Raw genomic sequence first — 22,688 nt, forward strand, 5'->3', positions numbered from 1 at the left:
GCACGTCCACATCGAAAAAATTCAGCAAAGCTTGCGGTTCCAAGGTCAGTACAGTGATAGTGAAACCGCATTACACTATAATACATTTAGATACTATGATGCTGAGAGCGGGCGATTTGTCACTCAGGATCCAATCGGATTAGGGGGTGGTTTTAATCTCTATCAGTATGCTGCTAACCCGTTGGGTTGGTTGGATCCAACCGGTCTGGCAACTTATAATACTATACCTGGCATTTCAGGTTTCCAGAAGCATCGTATCATTCCACAACAGCTGCATGATCATCCGGTTTTAAAAGCCGCAGGCATGAATATTCATGAGTCGAAAAACATAATTTATTTACCTAAATATGCTGAAAATCACCCGGTGAGAACTGTCCACAGAGGTTCTCACCCTGCATATAATGAGCAGGTTGTAGAAAGATTAAGGGAAATTGAACTAAGAGGATTGGAGCACGGGTGGACGAAAGATCAGTATCGTTCAGCAGTAAATGATCTCATCGCCGAAAATCGTCAAGGGTTACGTCGCGGCCAAATAAAGCTAAATAAAAATTCAGTGAGAGGAACTTGTTAAATGAAAATTATGATCCCCAATGATGAGTACCCTGAAAAATATTGGCTTAAGTATGATCATGAAAAAAATCCGAGTCATCTGGAATTTTTTTTAGCAAAAAAATTGGAGGCCTTTGATAGGCCAATAGTCTTTAGTGTAAAAAGCAAGGTTAGTTTAGCTAATTTTAAAAAATTCGATTTTCTTTACAGTGATGGCCCTATCTTGGTAAGTGAGAGGGTCTCTAAGATTCTTCGCGACAATTGTCCTGACGAAATTCAGCTTTTCCCCGTTATAGTCAATGTTAACGACGAAAGCCTTACGGACTATGCTATTTTGAATATATTGAAGTCGGAAGAAGCGTTTGATTTAGATAGCTGTGTATATGTCCCTCTAATTAAATCTATGCCGGACGGGCCCAAAAGGTTTAAAAAAATAGCTCTGCAAGACAAGCTATCGAGCGCGCATATTTTCAGGGCTTCCGAAAATAGAGGAAGTGTCATTTTTTCAGAAAAGCTTGCTCAGATTTTTACAGGCGCTTCTGTAAAGGGTGTTGAATTTGTTTCGGGGCTTGAAGGGATTTAATATTCCAAATCTTGCTGCGAGCAGTCATTTCCTTGACTGCGGCGAGTACTTACGTGTGTTCGAACAGTTCGTATATTTGATAACGTTAAAGACAACCGCATCCAGAAGTACCGGTACGATCCGTGAGGCAACATGATCGAGAAGCGCTCGGAGCCTAGCAAGGTGCAATACTTCAGCTACAACTGCGACAACCGGCTAGTGCAAGCGGAGATGTCCCAAAGTGGTCGGTTGGAGAGCAAGGGGTGAGTACCGCTACGACAGTCCTGGACGGCGGGTGGCTACGACGCCATGGGCCGCAAGGCCTGGCAGTACGCCCCGACACTGCCTGCCGACAAGCCGTCGCAGATGCACAACGCGGGGATCCAGACGGCGCTGTATGTGGAGCATGCCTACAACCCGATCCATCGACGTTACGAGTACGATCCGGCGGGTGAGCTGGTGCGCACACTAGACAAGCTGCGCGGTGAGATCACGTACGAGTACGAAGCCAACGGCCAGTTGCGTAGCCGCAACACCGGTTCAATCACCACCAGTGAGAGCTTCCGCTACGACCCGGCAGCCAACCAGCTGGACTTCAATGCGCGGCAGTTCGACAAGGTCAAGGACAACCGGATTCGGCAGTGGCGGGATCAGGAGTATCGGTACGATCCGTGGGGCAACCTGATCGAGAAGCGCTCGGGGCCGAGCAAGGTGCAGTACTTCAGCTATGACTGCGAGAACCGGCTGGTGCGGGCGGAGACGTTCCGCAGTGGTCGGTTGGAGAGCAAGGGTGAGTACCGCTACGACAGCCTTGGACGGCGGGTGGCCAAGCGCGCTGAAATTGAGGGTGTGGTCGAACAGAAGCGCTTCCTGTGGCAAGGGTTGCGGATGCTGCGCGAGGAAACGCCTGGGTAGAACATCGTGTATCTGTACGAGCCGGGCAGCTATGCGCCGTTAACGCGGATCGATCAAGTAGAAGGGGAAGGGCAGGAGGTCTATTACTTCCATACGGATCAGATCGGAACTCCGCTGGAGTTGACGGATAGTCAAGGGGAAATTATTTGGCAAGTGTCGTACTGTTCATGGGGAATATAGAGACATCAATCAAGGATGGTGTTGAGCAGAATTTACGCCTACCAGGGTAGTACGCTGATTTATAAATAAGCCTGAACTACAATACGTTCAGGGCTTACGATCCTGAGGTCGGAAGGTTCATATCCCAAGATCCGATTAGACTGCTCGGGGGTATAAGTTTTTGCCAATACGCCACTAACCCAATCGGATGGTTAGATTCATTAGGTTGGACTGGCAATCCAGCTAATGCTACACATAGTGCATATGAGGGCGTCAAAGAAGGTAAGCCTTAAATAGGCTATGCAAGCAAGCCAGGTTTGGATCATCCTGCCCAAGATGTGTTGGATTATAGATACTCGAATACCAGAATGTTTAATGTGCCACCTGAACCATTTTTTGTTGAAGATGGCCAGGCAGGGAAAGATATTGCAAGAGGGCTTGAGTAAAGAGTGTTTGAAGATAGAGATGGTTTAAAAAGGACCTCTAACAGGCAAAACCCTGCTGGCGTTGAAACCTCAAACAGAGATCGCTATCGTGTAGCTGCTGATAAGCATAGGGCTGAAACTGGAATGAAGAAATCTGGGGCGAAGGTTAAAGGGAGTGTGTCATGTTAAAGTCGTTAAAATGGCAAGAGGGATTGATTCTTAGCTTTGAAATTGAGAAAGGAATCTACGCAATTTCTCAAATGCGGGAAAATTATCTGTTGGAGGTATTTAACATATTTGCAGAAGGAGATGAGTGGGAGGGAATAGATCTCAATGGCGTTGAATTGTTATTTACGATATTTGTATCGATTAAAAATACTAAAAAGATTTTTTCGAGATTGATTGATGATGGGTCTGTTAAGCCTAATAGAAGGCCGGTTGAAAAATATATGTTGTCTGCTGTATTTGGTATTCCAGGGAATACAGGTGCTAGACTGATATGTTTATCGAAGAATCATTCAAATATCGGTGCGGAAATAATAAATGATTCCCTCTCGCCAGATGATGATTTGGAGACAATTTATCGATATGATCTTTGCGGCATGGTAGGAGATCCTGACAAAATAATTTCAAGGATCAATACGTATAGGAAGACTGGCGTTAATTGGGACTCTTCCAAAGAGTTTTTGTTTCCTGGCATTAAAAGGCCTGGTTAGTAAAGGGTTGAGCCATTATATATAATAGAAATAATTATTACTCAAGGAGGTAGTGTTGTAGATGTAAGGCACTGGCGTCCTGAGCCGCTGTGGTGAGTTCTTCTGCCTGCCTTATAAGAAAATCCTTTCGATGCTCTTCCGCAAAGCTGGCAAGTACTAAGCCAGCGGTTACTATAAGGCGATTTAAAGCAGCAGGCTTGACCGAAGAAAGCTGGTTGCGCTAACTTGAGGCGCACTATAATAACCCAGAGCTAGTAAATTATCGAGGGGATCTGAAAATTACCGAGAATGGTATGCCTGGTAAAATAATTGCATCAAATGTCTCGCCCTCGCAAGGGTGGGAGTTAACTAAGCAATGGGCAAGATCAAAAGGGGCAGCGATGCCTGGGTGTAGCTAATGAAATCAAGTAAAGTGTGCTATGTAACTGTCAATGACTCAAGGTTGCTAACTAGCGGTGCAATTAATATTGCTGGATTGAATATACCGATGTCGAGTTTTAACTTTGCGGAATTCAAGAGCTTGCAAAGAAAAACGCTTGTCAGCTGTAGTGTGATGGAGGAAGGGCCACTATATGGCTCAGCGATAGGTAGCCGAAAAATATCAGAACAAGAAATGAGGCTCAATATTTCAGAGGCTGGGCCTGTAGAAATAGAATTTGCAAAAGAAAAGTTTTTGGTGAGCGCTGGTGATTTGTCGTGCGGCACTTACTTGTTAAGTGTTGAGGTGTACTTGGAGGTACCGCTAAAAGCGCAAGGTGGTGTGCCTGAGCACATCAAACCAATTCTACACTACTCAGAGGTACTTCGAGTTATATTCAGGATAGGACGTACTGACAATACTGTTATGCAGCGGGCGGCTAAAAGACATCCGATATATGAAACTTATGGTGAGCTTGGTTTTTTTATAGCAGATCTGAAGAGGATGAATGAGTATGTGGTGTCTAGACTTGGCGAAGGTAATATAAATCTGAAAGATGCCTTCTGTGAAACAGAAATTGCGAATGAGCTATTTGATAGGGGATTGCTAATTTTAGTTTGGGGGGTGACGCCCTGGACATACTACTTTTACGACTTGGACTCAAGTGGTCATATTATGAAAGCTCCGAGTTTGAGTCGACCGCAATTTACTGGAGTTTACAAGTTTATATCTGAAATCGAAAATCCGAGCCTTGTGCCTGGTGATTTTTTAGAAACTTGGCCGGACTGCTTAGATCTGGATTTCCCTAGGATCTCTTTGCCCGGAAATGTTGACTCAGTGCAAGTCGATATACATGCAACAGGATTTTATATTCCAGGGGTTGGCATAGGGCCAAACTTGGCAGTGGTGACTGCGTATCGCAATGATGATTTTGTTGTGGGTCAGCCTTTGCTAACAGCTGATCTTGAAAGCGTTGAGTCAAAATTGTGCTTTCGAAACCCGCTTGGTAGGTAAATTTATTTTATATTAAATGTAGGGCCTTAAGTTTTTTGATAAATTCGGACCAGCCGGTGAACTAGTAAGCTCGTTAGACAAGCTGCATGGTGAGATCACGTACGAGTACAAAGCCAATGACCAGTTGCGTAGTCGCAATACCGGCTTGATCACCACCAGCGAGAGCTTACGCTACGACCCGGCAGCCAACCAGCTGGACTTTAATACGCGGCAGTTCGACAAGGTCAAGGACAGCCGGATTCGGCAGCGACGGGATCAGGAGTATCGGTACGATCCGTAGAGCAACCTGATCAAGAAACGTTCGGGGCCGATAAAGTGCAGTACTTCAGCTACGACTGCGAGAACCGGCTGGTGCGGGCGGAGACGTTCCAGAAGGGTCGGCTGAAGAGCAAGGGTGAGTACCGCTACGACAGCCTTGGGCGGCGGGTGGCCAAGCGCGCTGAAATCGAGGGTGTGGTCGAGCAGAAGCGCTTTCTCTGGCAAGGGTTGCGGATGCTGCGATAGGAAACGCCTGGGCAGAGCATCGTGTATTTGTAGGAGCAGGGAGCTATGCGCCGTTAGCGCGGATCAATCAGGTGGAAGGGGAAGAGCAGGAGGTTTTTACTTCCATACGGATCAGATCGGGACGCCGATGGAGTTGACTGATAGCAAAGGTGAAATTGTTTGGCAAGCAATGTACAGGGTATAGGGCAAAGTAGAGCGGTTGTTAGCGAATAAATTTGAGCAAAATCTTCGCTTTCAGGGCTAGTATTTCGATAAAGACACAGAGTTGCATTATAATACGTTCCGGTATTACGATCTGGAAGTGGCTCGATTTATTACGCAAACTCCTATAAGCATCTTCGGCGGATATAATCTTAATAGATATACGCCTAACCCGTTCGTATGGTCCGATCCGATTGGTCTAACACCGTGCGGGGTTAAATACGGTGAGCTAGAAGGCTTAGGTTGACCTATAGGCAGAGCAGAAGGCTCAGGTGGCTTGCTTGAAAACTAAACAGTGCTCAATCCTTCAGGGATGTAGATATGGCATTTAAAGAATTGCTTTCAATAATGGCTCCACCCCAGAAGCCAATAGACTCAGATGCAGGAAAGGCATGGCCAGAAATAAAATCTGGACTACCATTTCCTTCGGATTACATGGGGTTTATTAATGCTTACGGTTCTGGGAGGATCGCCGACTTCATTGTTGTATTTAATCCGTTTAGCAATGAGCAAGACGTAAATTTCTTCGAGCAATTTAAACTAATTTTGGGTGATCTCGATGAGCTGAATCAGTCAGATCCAGATTATTATACGTATCCAGTTTTTTCTAGGTCGGGTGGCTTGATCCCTATAGGTGTCACGGATAACGGTGATTATATGTTTTGGGCTGCAAAGTCAGGAGAAGATAGTGATTTCTGGAGAGTTGCTATAGTTGCGGCTAGATCTCCTGAGGTGGAGTATCTTAAGACGGGCTTAGTTTCTGCGCTTGCAGGCCTTTTAGCTGGAACAATCAAACCTACCAGCTTCCCTAGTTCTTTTGCTAAAGGTGTGACTAGGTTTGACCCTATTTGAGGCGGGTTAAATTTTTTGATCGTCTGTGTTGCGGCAGTGGTCACCTGCGCCAGCTGAACGTGGATGGCCAGGTCATCAGCGACATGGAGCGCGATGATCTGCACCGCGAGGTGTATCGCACCCAAGGCAAGCTCACCAGCTGCTTCGGTTACGATGCTATGGGCCGCAAAGCCTGGCAGTACGCTTCGACGCTACCTGCCGACAAGCTGTCGCAGGTGCATAACGTGGGGATTCAGCCGGCGCTGTATGCGGAGCATGCGTATAACTCGATCCACCGCCGTTACGAGTACGATCCGGCGGGTAAACTGGTGCGTACGCTGGACAAGCTGCGCGGTGAGATCATGTACGAATACGAAGCCAATGGCCAGTCGCGTAGCCGCAACACCGGCTCGATCACAACCCGCGAGAGCTTCCGCTATGACCCGGCAGCCAACCAGCTGGACTTCAATGCGCGGCAGTTTGACAAGGTCAAGGACAGCGGATTCGGCAGTGACGGGATCAGGAGTATCGGTACGATCCGTGGGGCAACCTGATCGAAAAGCGTTCAGGGCCGAGTAATGTGCAGTATTTCAGCTACGACTGCGAGAACCGGCTGGTGCGGGCGGAGGCGTTCCAGAGTGCTAGGTTGGAAAGCAAGGGTGAGTACCGCTACGACAGCCTTGGGCGGCGGGTGGCCAAGCGCGCTGAAATCGGAGGTGTGGAGGAGCAAAAACGCTTCCTTTGGCAAGGGTTGCGAATGCTGCGCGAGGAAACGCCTGGGGGGAACATCGTGTACCTATACGAGCCAGGAAACTATGCGCCGTTAGCGCGGATCGATCAGATGGAAGGGGAAGGGCATGAGGGCTATTACTTCCATACGGGTCAGATTGGGACGCCGCTGGAGTTGACGGAGTGCCGGAAGATTTATATCTCAGAATCCTGTAGGTCTAGAGGATGGGTATAATTTATATTAGTAGTATCTAACCCGCTTACATGGATTGATCCACTTGGATGGTGTAAAAGCGCTGCAAGTGGCAGGAAGGGAAATAATGAAGCTGAGTACGATCTTGAGCAAAATGGCTACACTGTTGTCGCTGAAGAACTGACTATGAAGGTAAATGGAAGTCGGATATGAGCAGACTTTGTAGCATGTGACAAGCAAGGGGGCTACATGTGTTTGAAATTGAGCATCGTACAGGAGCACTTACTAAAAACCAAAAGGCTGCTGGTGTTTTCGATATGAGCAATCCGGCAAACACAACGGAACATTTGGGTAGGGGTACAATAAAGCCATCGCCCGCGAGTAGCGCCAAGCTTAAGGCGGATACGAGTAGTATCCTGGACAAAGAGCTAAGCGGCAAAGGCACTGTACAAGAAGCTACCTTTCATGTACTTAAATATAGGTGGCGTATGACTGCTGACAATAGGCTGCATTTTGAAATTGAGTTGCTTAAAGAATTGAAGCTTATTTCATCGAGGCTTAATGGCGTAGTTGCGACGAAAAATAAGCTAAAATTCAAGTATAAACAAAAATATGTGGCCGAGCTTTATTTTACTCACATTCAGCGCTCCGATGCATACATACTAGGAGGGCGAGTGTATGGAGGCGATCTCTATGAATGCATGCTTAACTACACTCCTCCATACAAGAGCAATCTTTTTCAGGACGCTTGTTTTTCTTTCATAACCTCGGGCGAGCAAGGTAGGATTTTTAGCGGAAACATGATGGGTGCTATAGAGACACCGTCGCCCGAAAAAGCAGGGGGCGTATGCGAACATATAAAGTCAGTGTTAGAAAAAATTTACATCCCAAAGATTTTTTCATGCATTACGCCTACGGAGCAAACAGTTGAGGAGGTACTATTATCTCCCGATAACTATGCATACCCCGCAGTATTCATAAGCTGCGCGGCAAGCTTGGGCGGCTCTTACGACTATAGTAAGCAAATTAAAAAATCCATCAACTCTAAAAGAATAATTAAAAATAAATCCTATGATATTCCTTTGCTTTCTGATTTTATAAAGGCGGCAGAAATATCGAGTGCTGCATCTGAATAACCCGATGCGGTAAGCCAGTGCCTTGTCATGAATTCAGTGTTGAAAAGCGTATCTACTTCAAGTTGGCCAGCTCCAGTGACTGGGCTCTGTAAGAAAAGAGATGGATATCCTGATGCGTCTCAGGCGCGGCCGGTGGTACCGCCCAATTGATCAAGGCAGGTATGCAGGCCGTCATGCCCTGCGCACTGGAATTCACCGCAGGCTTCGTGGCGCGGTGAGGTCGCCAGCCGCTATGTGGTCGAACCGGTGGCACAACGCGCTATCGGCAACCCCGTGGACCTCACCACGGGCCGCAAGGTCATCCCCGACGAGCTCGACTTCAGCCTGCCCAAGCTGATGCCGATCGAGTGGACCCGCTTCTACGCCAGCGACCTCACCGTCGACAGCGTGCTGGGTCGTGGCTGGGTCTTGCCCTGGGAACAGAGCCTGCGTCGCCAGGACAGGTTCATCTACCTCACCGACAACCAGGGCCGTGAAGTGCCGTTCGCGGCCCTGCAGCCAGGCGAGCGCATCTACAACCCGCATGAGCAGGTGTATCTGGTCTGTACCGAGGGCGGTCATTACATCCTGCAGACGCTGGACAACCTGTTCTTCTACTTCGGTGAAGTGCCGGACACCAACACCAATGTCCCTCTCGAGCGTATCGAAAATGCGCTGGGGAACTTCCTGCACTTCACCCGCACGGTCCGATGGCACGTTGACCAAAATCAGCGCCACGGGCGGTATTCACGTGCACCTGCACTACGATCATCCTCTGAGGCGCCTGACCGACATCAAGCGCGTGGTGAACAATCAGTCGGTCGAAACGCTCACCCATTACCGCTACGACGAACACAGCTAGCTCAGCGCCGTGGTCAACCGCAACGGCGATAGCATGCATGCATCGAGTCCTATAACGTGGGTTGACCCTTTTGGACTGTCTGCCTGTCCCATGAGGGAGGTCAATGGCACAGAGGTATTTGGATGGGGTAGAAGGCTGGCGCACCTCGGCACGACCAGTTTGCTGAAGTCATTGCTAATAAATTGGCAATGAGTGGAAAATTCATGTAGATAGTTCCTAAGCTTTGCTAAGGCAAAGGTGTAACTGCTTGCTGTCTTAATATTATGCCCGTTGATAAGTCTGGAAGGGTTTATGCAATTGCGCCTGCCTCTACAATTATAGGGGAAAGCTGGGATTGTTATCGAATAGGAACGATGCTGCTGTGAGTGACGTGCCCAGTTCTAAGCAAGGATAAGTCATTGTGATGCATCATCCTTATAATGCTTTCCAGACAAAATTGTGCTGGACGATTTGATCGAGAGTATATGGGCAGAGGTGGAGGATTATGGATAACACAAGTGGAATGGCGATATACGGAATTGAAAGAAATAATCCTGAGTATATTTTCGAAGTAGGCGTCTTGTTTTTTGAAATAATAGGCGTGAGTATAACGGCGTCAGGGTATTATAAGTATCGAGAAGACAGGTCTGAGGAGGATCTTGATTTCATAGAGGTTTCTTTAGATGATTTAAGAGCTGCGATTAGAAGCGGTGATGCAACATCATTTAGGATCTTTCATGAAAATAAAAATGGTTATTTGTGGGGTGCGTCTTTCGGGTACTCGGCAAAAGATTTCGGAGGCTTTTATCATATTGATGCGCAAGGATATTCATCATGCTTAACCCAGGAGAAATTCATAGATTATATTGACCAGTTTTGTACGTCCGGTTCAATGGATTATGCGACATTTTACTATACTGGCGATGTGTCTGAGGCTATGGATTATGCAGCCGGTCAAAACCTAGTAAAACTATATAACTTTGAGAGTCCAAGTCTTTTTAATAGAGAGACAGGAGGTCGATTCCAAGGGTTAGAGCGATATCGAAACGAAAAGCTTAGAATGGTATACCCTGTTAATATTATAAATGACGCTCATTTAGAACTAAAGGTAGGCGAACTTTTTTTAAGAGAATGGATTCTGAGTGAAGCGTCACACGGTTCGCTGGAGAGAATGACAGAAAATTTATGGGTTTGGATTGTAAGCGGAAAAAATTTAGAGTTCGTCAATAATGAGCTGGGTCTTGAAGGGGTTTTGGTATCTTGGAAACCTCCCAGGCCGAATAAATTATCCAAAAAAATACCATGAGGTTGGTGTTCTACGATTGCTGATCGATTATCGTGATTCTTTAAGTTAGATTGTAGGGTTTAAGAGGGGCTTGTATTCCTCTATGTGGTGGTTAGTAAAAATCCCGGTGTGTAGATGATGGGTTTTCAAAAAATAAATCTCTAGGTTTAGTGGTTGAGTTGCTCTGGTACTTTTAATGGTTGTAATTACAGCTAGCGCGATGTTTTAGGCGCGGCAGCGGCAAAAGCTGAGTGTCACACCCGGCCAATCCGGTACGGTGTATGCCCATGTTCGACCAGGAGCTCTGCATCGAAGGGCGCGCCATAATCCAGATCGGCCCGTTGCAGGGGCTGAGCCAGAAGGCCATTGCCAGAGTGCTCGACCGAAGTCTGTCGAACGTCAGCAGCGAGTTGCGCCGTAACGCCAACGCACTTGACCGGTACTCGGCCAATCAAGCTCAGCAGCAAATGCCGCCAACCTTGCCGACCTCAACGTGAGCTATTGCCGGGTAACGAGCAGCTTGCCTGGTGGTTCATCTGCTGCGAAAACGCTTTTCTCCGCCGCAGATTGCCGGCGAGCTCTGCGCTAAGGAACGCCTAGATCTTGAGACACTGCTACTCTTACATTAGGTCTGCCGAAGCTCAGCTAAGGCGGCTTTAAAATGAGAAAAATCTTTGTATAGGTCCCTATGAAAATTCTAAATATTGAGAGTGGTGATGAAAGATTTGTCTGACGTAAACGAAAGTTTGTATGATGAGATTGTTTTGAATGTCGAGTCGGGAAACAGGCTGTCTAGCTCCAAATTATATGAATCTGCTCTGAAAGTGTACGCCACCGCTTTGGAGATGCTTCCAGAGCCCAAGAACAAATGGGAGCTGTATCACTGGATAGCTAAATGCAACTGCCATGCCCACCTTGGGTTAAAAGATTATATTAGTGCTAAAGAGTGGGCGCATAAGGCTGCAGAGACAAAGCCTCCACGAGATACATATAGTTTAATACTTCTCGGTGTTTGCTTGATCGAAACCAATGAAAAAGAGCTCGCCTACGAATCGCTGAAGAAAGCTTTTGATATGGGCGGAAATAGAGCTTTTCAGGCGGTTGAAAGAAAATATCTAGATTTTGTGAACTGTTATGATAAATAAAAATGGGTGGTTTGCCTGAGGATCTTTATAACGCAGATCGGGGTTTGCGCGGCATGGCACGCAATGGGATACCAGCTGCATCTGGTAACGGTTGCAGTACTGACGCAGGTGTTCGGCATCGTATCCCTTGCCATCCAACAACCACCGACTACGTTAACCCGCCGTCCTGGCTTGCCAGCAATTCTTACAGCATCCAGTAGGGGCTGAGCGTGGTAAATATCACTGGATTGTCCTGGTGAAAGCCTGAAGTGCAGTGGCACACCATTAGCATCGCACACCATGTAAATCTTGGTGAGAAGACCGCCTCGACTGCGTCCCAAGGTAGGGTCCGACGGTTCTTTAAAACCTTTTTTCCGGCGCTTGAAAAGGCTCGGGTTGCTCGTACTGTGGTGGAGGCGATCATTCAGGTGTCCAAGTCGATCAGTCTTTACCGGTTCAGCCGGATGTGCAGACGCTCCAGTACTCGCTCGCATGCGCCGCCGTCGCGCCAGTGAACGTCTGAGCATAGGATCCACAGGATTCCGTGCAGAACCTGACGGTCCTCACTGCCCTGACGGTCCTCACTGCGAGGACGGCTGCTCTAGAGAACCAAATCCGTTATCAGTTCCCATGATGCATCAGAGAGTGCGTAACGCCTTACCATGCGGGCCTCCAACCGTCATGGCAGTATTTTTAGGCGCAACGAATTTTCATACAAGGCCTAGAGAGCTTCCACTCGAAGCATGATAGAGTGCTGCACATGTATTCGAATTAATGGGATAAAAGCTGGGTTGGAAGTGATGGAGTGAAAAGGTTTACAACGGTACTCCGCCAAGTATGAATCGCGGACTGTCCAAAACCTGGAAAAAATGCGGGAAACACGTGCGTTAGATTTTTAGGAGCGAAAAATGAGTTACATAGATATCTTGGCGGCTGAAATTGATGCAAGTAGTGACGAGCCCGCTTGGGCAGGTGGGACTGACGATAGTGTAATAAGCGGTTTTGAGAAATATTTAGATGTAGTCTTTCCTGAATCATATAAACTTTTTCTGAGGAAGTATGGGGCTCTGTCGTTCGGCGGGGATACTTACTACGGTATAACTAAAGGTGGGTTGGATGCAACAGCTGTGCCGAGCGTAGCTTTCGTCACGAAAGGCGCCCGCGCACGTGGTGATGCTGACAGTTCAATGATCGTAGTAAAGTCGTCTGGCTATGGGCCAATTTATTCGATAGACACATCGATTATTGGTAGCACAGGTGAGCCTGCTGTAGTAGAGACTGAGCTTTCTTTTAAACGAACCGGCGAGAAAAATGTAATTTATCAAAATTTCGAAGAGTTTTTTGTAAGTATGATCAGAGAGGCTATTGCAGAACTCTGAGTTTCGTGCAAAGAAATTTTGCAAGTTGAGAAATTTGATAAGAGTTTAAGATTTGTTCAGCGATCGGTTTGCGCCAAACTGGCAATGAGTGAAAAGTTCCAATTCTGGAAGGGTTCATGCGATTGAAGGTGCCTCTAAGACTGATACGGGCAAAAAGGCCTCATTTTACGATCTCGTAATTGAGAGGGGATGTAAAACCCGCCCGCGTAAGACAGGGGCGTTATAGTAGTTCTGCAACATCCCTCCAATGCCTCAACAATAAACAAGAAGGTTGAACGGTTTGATTAGCGACATATAATTACAGGTGGATTAGTATGAGTGATGTAAATGCTTTGGCCATTTATGGGATAGAAGAAAATACCCCGATGCAGATCTATGAGCTGGGGTTGATATTCTTTAAGGTCTTGGGATTAAGTATCACGGCTGCTAGCTATTACAAGTATCGAGAAGATAGATCGTAAGAAGATATTGATCTTATAGAGGTTTCTTTAAGTGATTTGAAGCTTGCAATTGATGCTGGTAATGCAACCTCTTTCAGGCTTTATCATGAAAATAGTGACGGGATTTTATGGGGTGCTGGGTTTGGGTATTCAACAAAAGACTTTGGAGGATTTTATCACATTGATGCTCAAGGGTGGCCCTCATGTCTCAGTCAAGACAAATTTTTAGAATTCGCAAGTGAGTTTCTCAAATCGGGTTCAATGGATTACGCAATATTTTACCCTGCTGATAATGTTGCTGATGCGTTCGATTATGCAGCCGGTGAAAACTTTGTAAGCTTGTATGGCTGCGAAAGTTCAAAGCTTTTCTGTAAGGAAACAAGTTTATTTGATGGGCTGGAGCGTTACAAGAAAGAGAAACTCAGGATGGTATATTCTGCGAATGTTATCAATGATGCGCATTTGGAGCAGCAGGTTAGTGGGTGTAGTTTGCGAGAGTGGATCTTAAGTGACGCATCACATGGCTCTCTCAGGCAGAAGGCTAATAGTTTATGGTTTTGGACTGTGAATGATCAGAATTTGGAAGAGATTAATAATGAGCTGGGCGCCCAAGGTATTCTGATATCTTGGAAGCTTCCGAAGCCATCTGGAAAATTCAGGAAAATACCATGAGTAATCCTGTTGTTGTGATCTCGTAAAGCCATGAGTGCGTAGAGGAAATATTTGCGATGTTGGGCGGCTGGGATGTGTACAGGACATAGCTCACCCAGTAGGCAGCATGACGCCAAGTTTCAGCGGATCCGTTACTCATTGCACTTAACATGCATCCCTGGCGGCACGCTGACCGACATCAAGCGCGTGGTGAACAACCAAGCAGTCGAAATGCTCACCCAGTACCGCTACGACGAGCACGGCCAGCTCAACGCCGTGGTTAACCGCAACGGCGAAACCGTGCGCACCTTCAGCTACAGCGACGGGCTGATGGTCAGCCACAGCAACGCACTGGGCCTGACCTGCCACTACCGCTGGGACATCCTGGCGTGCAAATCCTGCGTGGTCGATCACTGGACCAGCGATGGCGAACACTACCGCTTCCGTTACGACATTGATGCGCGCATCAGTTGGGCCACCGACGTGCTCGGTCACGAGTTGCAGGTGCACTACAACGCTGACCATCGTGTTATTCGGCAGCCGTGAGTATGGCGGTGAGCGCTATGCTCTCGAACTGGACGGGCAAGGCAACGTGGTCGGCCTGGACCTGCCCGATGGCAACCTTCTGACCTTCGTCTACGACGAGTACGCCCGTCTGCTCGAAGAAGTCGATTCGCTGGACTGCAAAATCACCTATGAATGCCATCACCTGACCACGCTGGTGACCCAGGTCAGCTACCCCAGTGGCAGCACTTGGAAGGCGCGCTACGACGACAAGGTCAACCTGCTCGCCGAATTCGACGCACTGGGGCTCAAGCAGTGGTGTGATCAGGAATATGCCTATGACCCCTGTGATAGCTTGATTGAGAGACGTACGGGCCTGCGCAAGATATAGTCATCATTCAGAGAGATACCACTAAATTAAACAGAAAGCTGAGCTTGGAAGATGTAAAAAAGCTGAAGGCAAAAGATTGAGATGAATGGCCTGTGGTAATGTCTAAAGAAGTCGGTTAGGTTGCCAGTATAAGACACGTCGATCTTAGCGATAATCGAGGTGCAGGGTCTAACATAGACAACATATTGTCTGGTTTGTCAATCGCTCCCAAGATCAAAGTGGAGGTATACTAATGGTTGTCTCGATTCAAAAAGTTGATTTGCTCATATCACATAGCCAAATTCAGGTGCGCTCCCGCCCCTATGACGAGTCCGCGAGTCAGTGGGGGCAAAAAAATCTTGAGCAAGGCGCAGTTCTACATAGTGACTACGTAGTATTTGATCCACTTCCAGATGATGCGTTTGGGGCCAATGTGAAACTGTATCTTCGCGAAAGCTTTTCACTGGATGGGCTGTCCCAACGTTGTATTGTCGTCCCTTTCAAAGTAACAAATTTGGAGCATGTTGAGCTCGCTTCAGCTACCGAAAAAGCCAAAATTACCCTGAGTTTGGAACAGCGACAGTATGCCTTGTACTACGAGGTCTGTGAGGGTGATGAGATTTTTTATAAACTAACGTTTGTCCCGTCAGCAACAAAGGTCGACGCGGAGTTTTTGATTGACGATCCGTGGGGCGGCGTAAAGAGTCAGCGGCTGGTGCAAGGCGTCGCTTGAACGTGGACTTTGTGTCCATCCCAATAACGAGCCTCTTTTGGGGGGGTACCAAAAAAGTGGCTGTAGAATCTCTGTAGCCACGGCGCCTGCGCCAACCACTCTCTTACGATCTGCTAGGTAGATGACTGACATTAAACCTCAGTCATCTCTCTTCAAGGTTCTCTGGTAGCCGAGGTTGCGATCGCTATTAGATCGAGCTGGATGTAAACGGCAACATGATAGGGCTGATCCTGCCTAACGCTGACGGTGGTGTAGGCATCTCCGTCTATTGATCAGTACTCGCGATTGATCAATAGACCGATCCCCCTAAGGTGCACAATCGTCTATTGGCATCACCCTCTCGCCTGACTGGTCAAAAAACAGGGTCAGTATCCAGAGGGCAGCGTCTGGAAAGCCCGCTACGACGAGCGCCAGCACCTGGTCGCCGCCAGGACGCCAAAGGCCAGCGTATATGCTCCGAATACGACAAGGCCCTACGCCTCACCGCGCCGGTCAACGAAAACAACGCCACCTACCGCTTTGCTTACGACGCCTAGGACCGCGTGACCAAGGAACAGCGCATCGACAACCCGAGACGCCGTTTCCGCTACAACCCGGGCGAGCATCTCACGCATGTCGAAGAAACCGGCTACGGCGAAAGAGATGAACGACCACAGCGGACCACCGAGTTCGAGCGCGACCCAATTGGCCGTTTGCTGGCCAAGGCCTATGGCGATGCTCGTCAGGATTATGAATACGACGATGCCGATCGTCTGCGCAGCATTCACCGCCTGCCTACCAGCCAAGGCAAGCAACTCGGTGTGCATGAAGAAAGGCTGGATTTTGCCTACGACCTGCTGGGCTGGCTAATCCAGGGGACCACGCCGCAAGGCGCCTTGGCCTACGGGTTCAATTCGCTTAGCAATCTGACCACGTTGACCCTTCCGACCGGCCAGCACCTGAACCACCGGTACTACGGCAGCGGCCACCTGCACCCGCTTAACCTCGACGCCCAGTTGATCAGCGACTTCGAGCGCGACGACCTGCATCGCGAGGTCTATCGCACGCAGGGCAAGCTCACCAGCTGCTTTGGCTACGATGCCATGGGTCGCAAAGCTTGGTAGTTCGCCTCGACGCTGCCAGCCGACAAGCTCTCGGCAGTGCGGGGCAGCGAAAGTCCGAAACTGCTGGTCGAACACGCTTACAACCTGATCCATTCCGCTACAACTACGACCCGGCAGTCAACCAGCTGGACTTCAATGCGCGGTAGTTCGATAAGGTCAAGGACAACCGGATCCGGCAGTGGCGGGACCAGGAGTACCGATACGACCCGTGGGGCAACCTGATCGAAAAGCGCTCGGGGCCGAGTAAGGTGCAGTACTTCAGCTACGACTGCGAGAGTCGCCTGGTGCGGGCGGAGACGTTCCAGAATGGTCGGTTGGAGAGCGAGGGTGAGTACCGCTACGACAGCCTTGGGCAGCGAGTGGCCAAGCGGGCTGAAATCGTGGGTGCGGTGGAACAGAAGCGCTTCCTTTGGCAAGGGCTGAGGATGCTGCGCGAGGAGACGTCTGGGCAGAACACTGTGTATCTGTTCGACCCGGGGAGCTATGCGTCGTCAGAGCGAATCGATCAGGTGGAAGGGGAAGGAGATCTGCTACCTCCATACGGACCATATTGGAACACCGCTGGGGCTCACGGATAGTCGAGGAGAAATCGTTTGGCAGGCGACTCGAATCTATGATCTCGAAAATGGACGATTTATGACGCAAGATTCGTTTGGGTTGGATGGACCCTTTAATGTTTACTAATATGCACCAAATCCTAGAAGCTGGATAGATCCTTGGGAGTGGGAGTGCTGAAATGATGGAAGAAAAGACATGGGGGCTGAAGCTGGTTTGCCTAGGAGGAAGTATTCTTCTATTAAGGGAGCATGAGGCTTTCGATAGCTTTATATTTGTTGGTAATGATTTGGTCGGAAACGGAGACAGGGTTGGGATATGGTAGTCGTAGAGGATGTGAAGGCCTGGGTAAACAGCGTGGAGTATGAAAATTTACTACGAAGTGTCTGCGAAAAATTACAGGTCGACGTCAACCGTGAGTCGCAGCCCGATGTAATTTGGCAGCTGGATATTAAAAAATTGAATTTGGCAGAGCTGGATATCGATGATATATCAGCCGTGGCTGAAAACCATGAGTTGGTGGCCGGGTATGTCAAGGAAAAGCTTGGGTCTTCCGAGATAAATTCCGATGAGCAAGAGGGTGGGGATTCTGAAGATGATGATGATGAAGTTGAGGTCCACGCTTTTTATAAGAATTTTTTAAACTTGTATTTAATCGAGCTTCATATCCTTGAATTCGACCCGGTGGGTCTTGAGAGGTATTTGAAGTTGATTCGTATACCGTTTGCGAAAAAGTATGCCGCGCAAATCAGTAAGATTTATCGAGAGCTCACCTAGTCGAGATGATATATAACCCGCATGAAATCATTAATCAACGATTATTATGCCACCTAGGGCTTGAGCCAGGATTTTTACGAAAGTTATCGCAACTAAAATGGCTGTCATGCTGGTTGGAGGCCTGGATGACAAGGCGTTACGCACTCTCCGATGCATCATCGGAGCTGATCAAGGATTTGGTTTCTCCAGAGCAGAATGTGGGCTGTCCTCGCAGTGATGAACGTCAGGTTCTCCACGCAATCCTGTGGATCCTATGCTCAGGCGCTCCCTGGTGCGACCTGCCTAAACATTTTGTGCCTCGGTCGGCGGTGTATCAGCGTTTGTGATTGGCGCTACGATGGCACATTCGAGCGAGTACTCGAGCCTCTACACATCTCGCTGAACCGGAAGGGACTGATTGCTTTGGACACTTGGATGATCGGCTACGCCACAGTACGAGCAACTCGAGACTCTTCAGGCGCCGCGAAAAAGGGGGGCCAAGGACCGTTGGACTAGGCCTTGGGACGAAGTCGAGGCGGGCTGACCACCAAGATTCATATGGTGTGCGATGTCAATGGCGTGCCACCGCATTTCAGGCTTTCAGCGGGACAAACCAGTGATAGCTCTCCTGCCCGGCCGCTGATGTATGCTTTAAGAATGGTTGGCAAGCCGGGATGACCGTGTAACCGTAGCCGGTGGTTGTTGGCTGATAAGGGATACGATGCCGAACGTCTGCATCAGTATCGCGACCGTTACCGGATGCAGGCGGTAATCCCCTTGCGTGCCATGGCACGCAAACTCCGACCTGATTTGCCTCGGCTGTTTGACCAGTCAAAGGACCGCTAACGGAACATTATTGAGCGGATAGCTGGCTGGCTGAAGAAAATCGCGGGATCAGCACTCGCTATGACAAGCTGACAAAAAGCTTTGCAGACATGTTCACCTTGGCCTGCAGCCTACGCTGCAGGCGGCAGTATTTTTGTACAAGGCCTAGAGCATCGTTCACATAATAGATCTACTGGTGTAGGATTGGAATAACGTTGCAGGCTGCCAGATAGAATGAGTGGCTAAAATAAAAACTCGAGTACTAGGCTGTCATATGGAAGATCTATCTAAAATTGATGTGATTCAATATAACTTTATTGTTGAAACGGTAGAGGCAGGAAATAGACTTGAAGCCGACAAGAAGTACGACGCCGCCTTGGCAAAGTATTTTTCTTCTTTGGAGGTGTTGCCAGAGCCAAAAATTAGATGGGATATTTATAACTGGATAGTTTGTTATATTTGTGGAGTCTATTTAGAACAAGGCGAATATGAGAGCGCTAAAGAATGGGGTGTCAAAGGCGTTGAGTCAAAGCCGCTCAGAGACACCTCTAGTTATATTGAGCTTGGCGCTTGCTATTTGGGGTTGGGTGAGAAGGGGTATGCTTATGATTATTTCAAAAAAGCGTTTGATCTTGGGGCAAGAAGAGCTTTTCAAGGGTTTAATAAAAAATATCTAGACTTTTTCATGAGTTTTAAAGAGGTGTAATGTGGACGAGTTGCCAGACGAGATATACGATGAGGTCTTGGAATGTAGCGAAAAAGGCAATGTGCTGATGGAGCAAAAGGAATACCAGCGCGCGATAGATACCTTCGAGGCTGCATTCAAAAAGTTGCCAGCACCTGTCGAAAAATGGGACGCTTTCTTGTGGTTGAAAGCCAGCATCGGAGATGCTCGGTTTTTTATGAAGGATTATGAAGAAGCTGCCGAAATTTTCTTTGACGCCATGAACGGTCCTGACGGAGCGCACAATCCATTTATTCTTCTTCGCTTAGGCCAATGTCTTTACGAGCAAGGCTCAGAGCGTGCAATAGACTATATGTGCAAAGCATATTTTCTAGAAGGTGAAGAGATTTTTAGTGATGAGGACGAAAAATATTTTAATGCCGTGAAGGGGGCTTTGAGTGTGCGCTGATATAAGTCTGATTTTTTCGGTCATGTATGTTTTACGGGGTACTGTGTGGGTTGATCTTTAAAATGCCTGCTGACAAGCTGCCGCAGATGCACAACGCCGGGAGCCGGCCGGCACTGTATGTGGAGCTTGCGTACACCCGCACTCACCGACGTTACCAGTACGATCCTGCCGGTGAACTGGCACGTACATTGGGCAAACTGCGTGGTGAGATCAGGTAAGACCATGAGGCCAACGGCCAGCTACGCAGCCGTGACACCGGTTTGATCACGACCAGCGAGAGCTTCCGCTACGACCCGGCGGCGAACCAGCTGGATTTCAGGGCTCTGCAGTCGACAAGGTCAACTGGATCCGATAGTGGGGGGACCAGGAGTATCGGTACGATCCGTAGGGCAGCCTGATCGAGAAGCACTCGGGACCGAGCAAGGTGCAGTACTTCAGCTACCACTGCGAAAACCGGCTGGTGCGGGCAGAGGCATTCCGGGGCAGTCCGTTGAAGAGCAAGGGTGAGTATCGTTACGACAGCCTTGGACGGCGAGTGGCCAAGCGGGCCGAAACCGAGGGTGTGGTCGAGCAGAAGCGTTTCCTTTGGCCAGGGCTGAGGATGCTACGTGAGGAGACGCCTGGCTAGAACATCGTGTATCTATACGTGTTGAAGATTTATGCACTGTTAGCGTGGATCGGTCAGATAGAAAGAGAAGGACTGAAGGTCTATTACTTCCACACGGATCAGGTCGAGACGCAATTGCGTTGACAGATAGTCCAGGAGAAATTGTATGGTAAACGTCATATCGTTTATTGGGTCACGTACTTATACCCCGACACAGTTCAGCCACGCGACGAAAATCCTCATTGGAGACTCGCTCGGCATTGGCGGCAGTGGGACGGTACAGGACAGCGTTGGCAGTGAGGTAAAGAGCATTGCCATGGGCCTGTATGAGGAACTCGAGTGATGCTTGGCGTCAGCGAATTTGGCGCCTTCATGGCTCGCTACTTTGCAGTCTTCTTGCTTGGGTTCTTCGCAGTGGTCGTGTCCAGCACTTTGACATTGGCGCTCTTTTTCAATACCCACTGGAAGGGATGTCCGCATTATGCTGAGTTTTCCATGGTGGTGGTGTTCGTCGTTGGCGCGCTGATAACAGTAGGGCACGTCGCGATCGTTCGTGGGTGGCGCTGGGGGAGCTGGTTCCTACTGGCGGTGCTGGCCTCTCACATTCTGATGGCGCTGAGCCTGGCGTATGGGGACTGGTCAATAACGTGGTTGGGTGCTGTGCTCATGCTGCAAATGACCGCGCTGTTGGTGTTCAACAGCCAGCGCTACCGTGAGATGCAGTCCAGGTTGATTGAGTTGCGCGTAGAGCGCGCCGGTGGCCAGAAGGTTACGCCTCGGCTGGCGACATTGAAGAAACGTAGACGGCGTTAGAGGTTTATACAGCGGATCGATGGCAAACGCATCAATGCGGGAGTCTGGTGATCAGTCATGTGAGCGTTCCTCGCAATGGTGGCAGTTTGAACCAGACGCTCGTGCTACAAGTGAGCGCGGCAGGTACTAGGCTATGTACGAAATTTCAGGAAATCTAATCCGGCCCCCTGATGACCTAAGGTTTTGTAGAATTTTCGGCCATCTGCAGCAGTGGATTCTGTGTGATGGCAAAGCGTTATGAACTCTCAGACGAAGCCTGGACCATGGTGTCTGACCTGTTCGTGTAAAAGCGCAATCGAGGCCGGCCACGCTTGAGCGATCGCCCGATGCTAGATGGTGTTCTTTGGGTCCTGCGCTCAGGTGCCGCCTGGCGAGACATGCCTGAGCGATTCGGCCCCTGGTCCACGGTGTACCGGCGATTCCGGACGTGGCGTAATCTAGGCTTTGTACGAAAAGTGCCTACGCGACGATCATGCTGCGTTGAAAACAGGCTCGGAATGCTCATTTGCAACCAGCAAACTCCGCTTCCTCGCCTGTTTTCGCCTTGCCTGATCGCCGCTCGGCGACTTTTCGTACAAGCCCTAGGCACGTTCGACCAGATGCTCAGATGCTTGCATCTGAAGCGCAATGATCAAGGCCTCATAGACTTGCAGGTCTGGATGATCGATTCGACCGCTGTACGCGCTACCCGAGCCTCCTCAAGCGCCGGGAAAAAGGGGGCTGAAGAACCTGCCGATCATGCTGTAGGCCGCAGTCGCGGCGGGCTGACTACCAAGATCCATAGGCTGTGTGATGCCCAAGGTGTGCCGCTACGCTTCGTGCTTTCCGGCGGTCAGGCCAGCGACATTGCTTAGGCTCAGCCGCTTTTGGACGACGTCAGTATCCCTTCGAGCGGTTAAGGTCGTCCGCGCAAGCGATGCAAGTGGCTGCTTGCCGACAAAGGCTACGACTGCGAAGCGCTGCGCTGCTGCTGTGACGATTATCGGATGAAATTGGTCATTTCACTGCGCTCGATGAAGCGCAAACCCAGATCTGGCTTGCCCCGGTTGATTGACCGACCCAAGTACCGTAAACGCGACACCATCGAGCGTATGTTTGGCTGGCTGAAAGAGAACCGCCGGATCGTCACGCGCTTCGACAAGCTCGCAAAAATCTACGCCGCCATCAAAAAAATTTGGTCGCGACATTACTAAGGCTGGAGGGTGTTAGAGATGAAAGTTTTTAAAATAGTTAATATG

General features: G+C 49.0%; 14 protein-coding genes and 2 pseudogenes. 15 read left to right on the forward strand and 1 reads right to left on the reverse strand.

The features are described from left to right. The first annotated feature begins 1,420 nt into the window (after window positions 1-1,420). The 4 genes from APT63_08845 (at window position 1,421) to APT63_08860 (ending at window position 7,258) form a co-directional block, all read left to right on the forward strand. Window positions 1,421-2,026, forward strand: coding sequence for a hypothetical protein (locus APT63_08845; GenBank protein AMA45727.1), 606 nt, complete (start codon window positions 1,421-1,423; stop codon window positions 2,024-2,026). A 3,047-nt stretch (window positions 2,027-5,073) separates the two neighbouring features. Continuing rightward, window positions 5,074-5,262: a hypothetical protein gene (locus APT63_08850; protein ID AMA45728.1), complete on the forward strand. Its 189-nt coding sequence runs from the start codon at window positions 5,074-5,076 to the stop codon at window positions 5,260-5,262. 1,112 nt (window positions 5,263-6,374) lie between these two features. After that, the gene (locus APT63_08855) at window positions 6,375-6,848 is read left to right on the forward strand and encodes a hypothetical protein (GenBank protein AMA45729.1); all 474 of its coding nucleotides are present in this window, start codon (window positions 6,375-6,377) and stop codon (window positions 6,846-6,848) included. A 26-nt stretch (window positions 6,849-6,874) separates the two neighbouring features. Continuing rightward, window positions 6,875-7,258: a hypothetical protein gene (locus APT63_08860; protein AMA45730.1), complete on the forward strand. Its 384-nt coding sequence runs from the start codon at window positions 6,875-6,877 to the stop codon at window positions 7,256-7,258. Window positions 7,259-8,544: 1,286 nt separating this feature from the next. Here the strand turns inward: APT63_08860 and APT63_08865 are convergent. Then, window positions 8,545-9,069, reverse strand: coding sequence for a hypothetical protein (locus tag APT63_08865; protein AMA45731.1), 525 nt, complete (start codon window positions 9,067-9,069; stop codon window positions 8,545-8,547). Window positions 9,070-10,744: 1,675 nt separating this feature from the next. Between APT63_08865 and APT63_08870 the strand changes: the two genes are divergently transcribed. From APT63_08870 to APT63_08920, 11 genes and pseudogenes are all read left to right on the forward strand, one after another. Further along, window positions 10,745-10,954 carry a hypothetical protein gene (locus APT63_08870; GenBank protein AMA45732.1) on the forward strand — a complete coding sequence of 70 codons (210 nt, stop codon included), beginning with the start codon at window positions 10,745-10,747 and terminating at the stop codon, window positions 10,952-10,954. Between the two features lie 2,320 nt (window positions 10,955-13,274). Further along, window positions 13,275-14,072 (forward strand): annotated as a pseudogene (locus tag APT63_08875) (hypothetical protein). A 138-nt stretch (window positions 14,073-14,210) separates the two neighbouring features. Continuing rightward, a pseudogene (locus tag APT63_08880) lies at window positions 14,211-14,862 on the forward strand (hypothetical protein). Between the two features lie 316 nt (window positions 14,863-15,178). After that, window positions 15,179-15,658, forward strand: coding sequence for a hypothetical protein (locus APT63_08885; protein ID AMA45733.1), 480 nt, complete (start codon window positions 15,179-15,181; stop codon window positions 15,656-15,658). A gap of 542 nt (window positions 15,659-16,200) precedes the next feature. After that, window positions 16,201-16,761, forward strand: coding sequence for a hypothetical protein (locus tag APT63_08890; GenBank protein AMA45734.1), 561 nt, complete (start codon window positions 16,201-16,203; stop codon window positions 16,759-16,761). 248 nt (window positions 16,762-17,009) lie between these two features. Further along, complete coding sequence (locus APT63_08895; protein ID AMA45735.1) at window positions 17,010-17,339, forward strand: hypothetical protein; 330 nt, start codon at window positions 17,010-17,012, stop codon at window positions 17,337-17,339. A 295-nt stretch (window positions 17,340-17,634) separates the two neighbouring features. After that, a complete protein-coding gene (locus APT63_08900; protein AMA45736.1) occupies window positions 17,635-18,093 on the forward strand; it encodes a hypothetical protein in 459 nt (152 codons plus the stop codon). Window positions 18,094-19,171: 1,078 nt separating this feature from the next. Continuing rightward, window positions 19,172-19,603: a hypothetical protein gene (locus APT63_08905; protein AMA45737.1), complete on the forward strand. Its 432-nt coding sequence runs from the start codon at window positions 19,172-19,174 to the stop codon at window positions 19,601-19,603. A gap of 1 nt (window position 19,604) precedes the next feature. Then, window positions 19,605-20,030, forward strand: coding sequence for a hypothetical protein (locus tag APT63_08910; protein ID AMA45738.1), 426 nt, complete (start codon window positions 19,605-19,607; stop codon window positions 20,028-20,030). 949 nt (window positions 20,031-20,979) lie between these two features. Further along, window positions 20,980-21,450 (forward strand): hypothetical protein, encoded by a 471-nt coding sequence (locus tag APT63_08915; protein AMA45739.1) that lies wholly within the window; start codon window positions 20,980-20,982, stop codon window positions 21,448-21,450. Window positions 21,451-22,463: 1,013 nt separating this feature from the next. After that, the gene (locus APT63_08920; protein ID AMA47834.1) at window positions 22,464-22,643 is read left to right on the forward strand and encodes a hypothetical protein; all 180 of its coding nucleotides are present in this window, start codon (window positions 22,464-22,466) and stop codon (window positions 22,641-22,643) included. Window positions 22,644-22,688 lie beyond the last annotated feature (45 nt).

This window comes from Pseudomonas monteilii (assembly GCA_001534745.1).
GTDB lineage: Bacteria > Pseudomonadota > Gammaproteobacteria > Pseudomonadales > Pseudomonadaceae > Aquipseudomonas > Aquipseudomonas alabamensis.

Excerpts from the sequence above, each read along its gene's own strand:
- APT63_08900 (AMA45736.1), top strand. The coding sequence starts at position 17,635 with ATGGTAGTCGTAGAGGATGTGAAGGCCTGGGTAAACAGCGTGGAGTAT.
- APT63_08905 (AMA45737.1), top strand. The coding sequence starts at position 19,172 with ATGGAAGATCTATCTAAAATTGATGTGATTCAATATAACTTTATTGTT.
- APT63_08915 (AMA45739.1), top strand. The coding sequence starts at position 20,980 with ATGCTTGGCGTCAGCGAATTTGGCGCCTTCATGGCTCGCTACTTTGCA.
- APT63_08845 (AMA45727.1), top strand. The coding sequence starts at position 1,421 with ATGGGCCGCAAGGCCTGGCAGTACGCCCCGACACTGCCTGCCGACAAG.
- APT63_08885 (AMA45733.1), top strand. The coding sequence starts at position 15,179 with ATGGTTGTCTCGATTCAAAAAGTTGATTTGCTCATATCACATAGCCAA.
- APT63_08870 (AMA45732.1), top strand. The coding sequence starts at position 10,745 with ATGTTCGACCAGGAGCTCTGCATCGAAGGGCGCGCCATAATCCAGATC.
- APT63_08920 (AMA47834.1), top strand. The coding sequence starts at position 22,464 with ATGAAGCGCAAACCCAGATCTGGCTTGCCCCGGTTGATTGACCGACCC.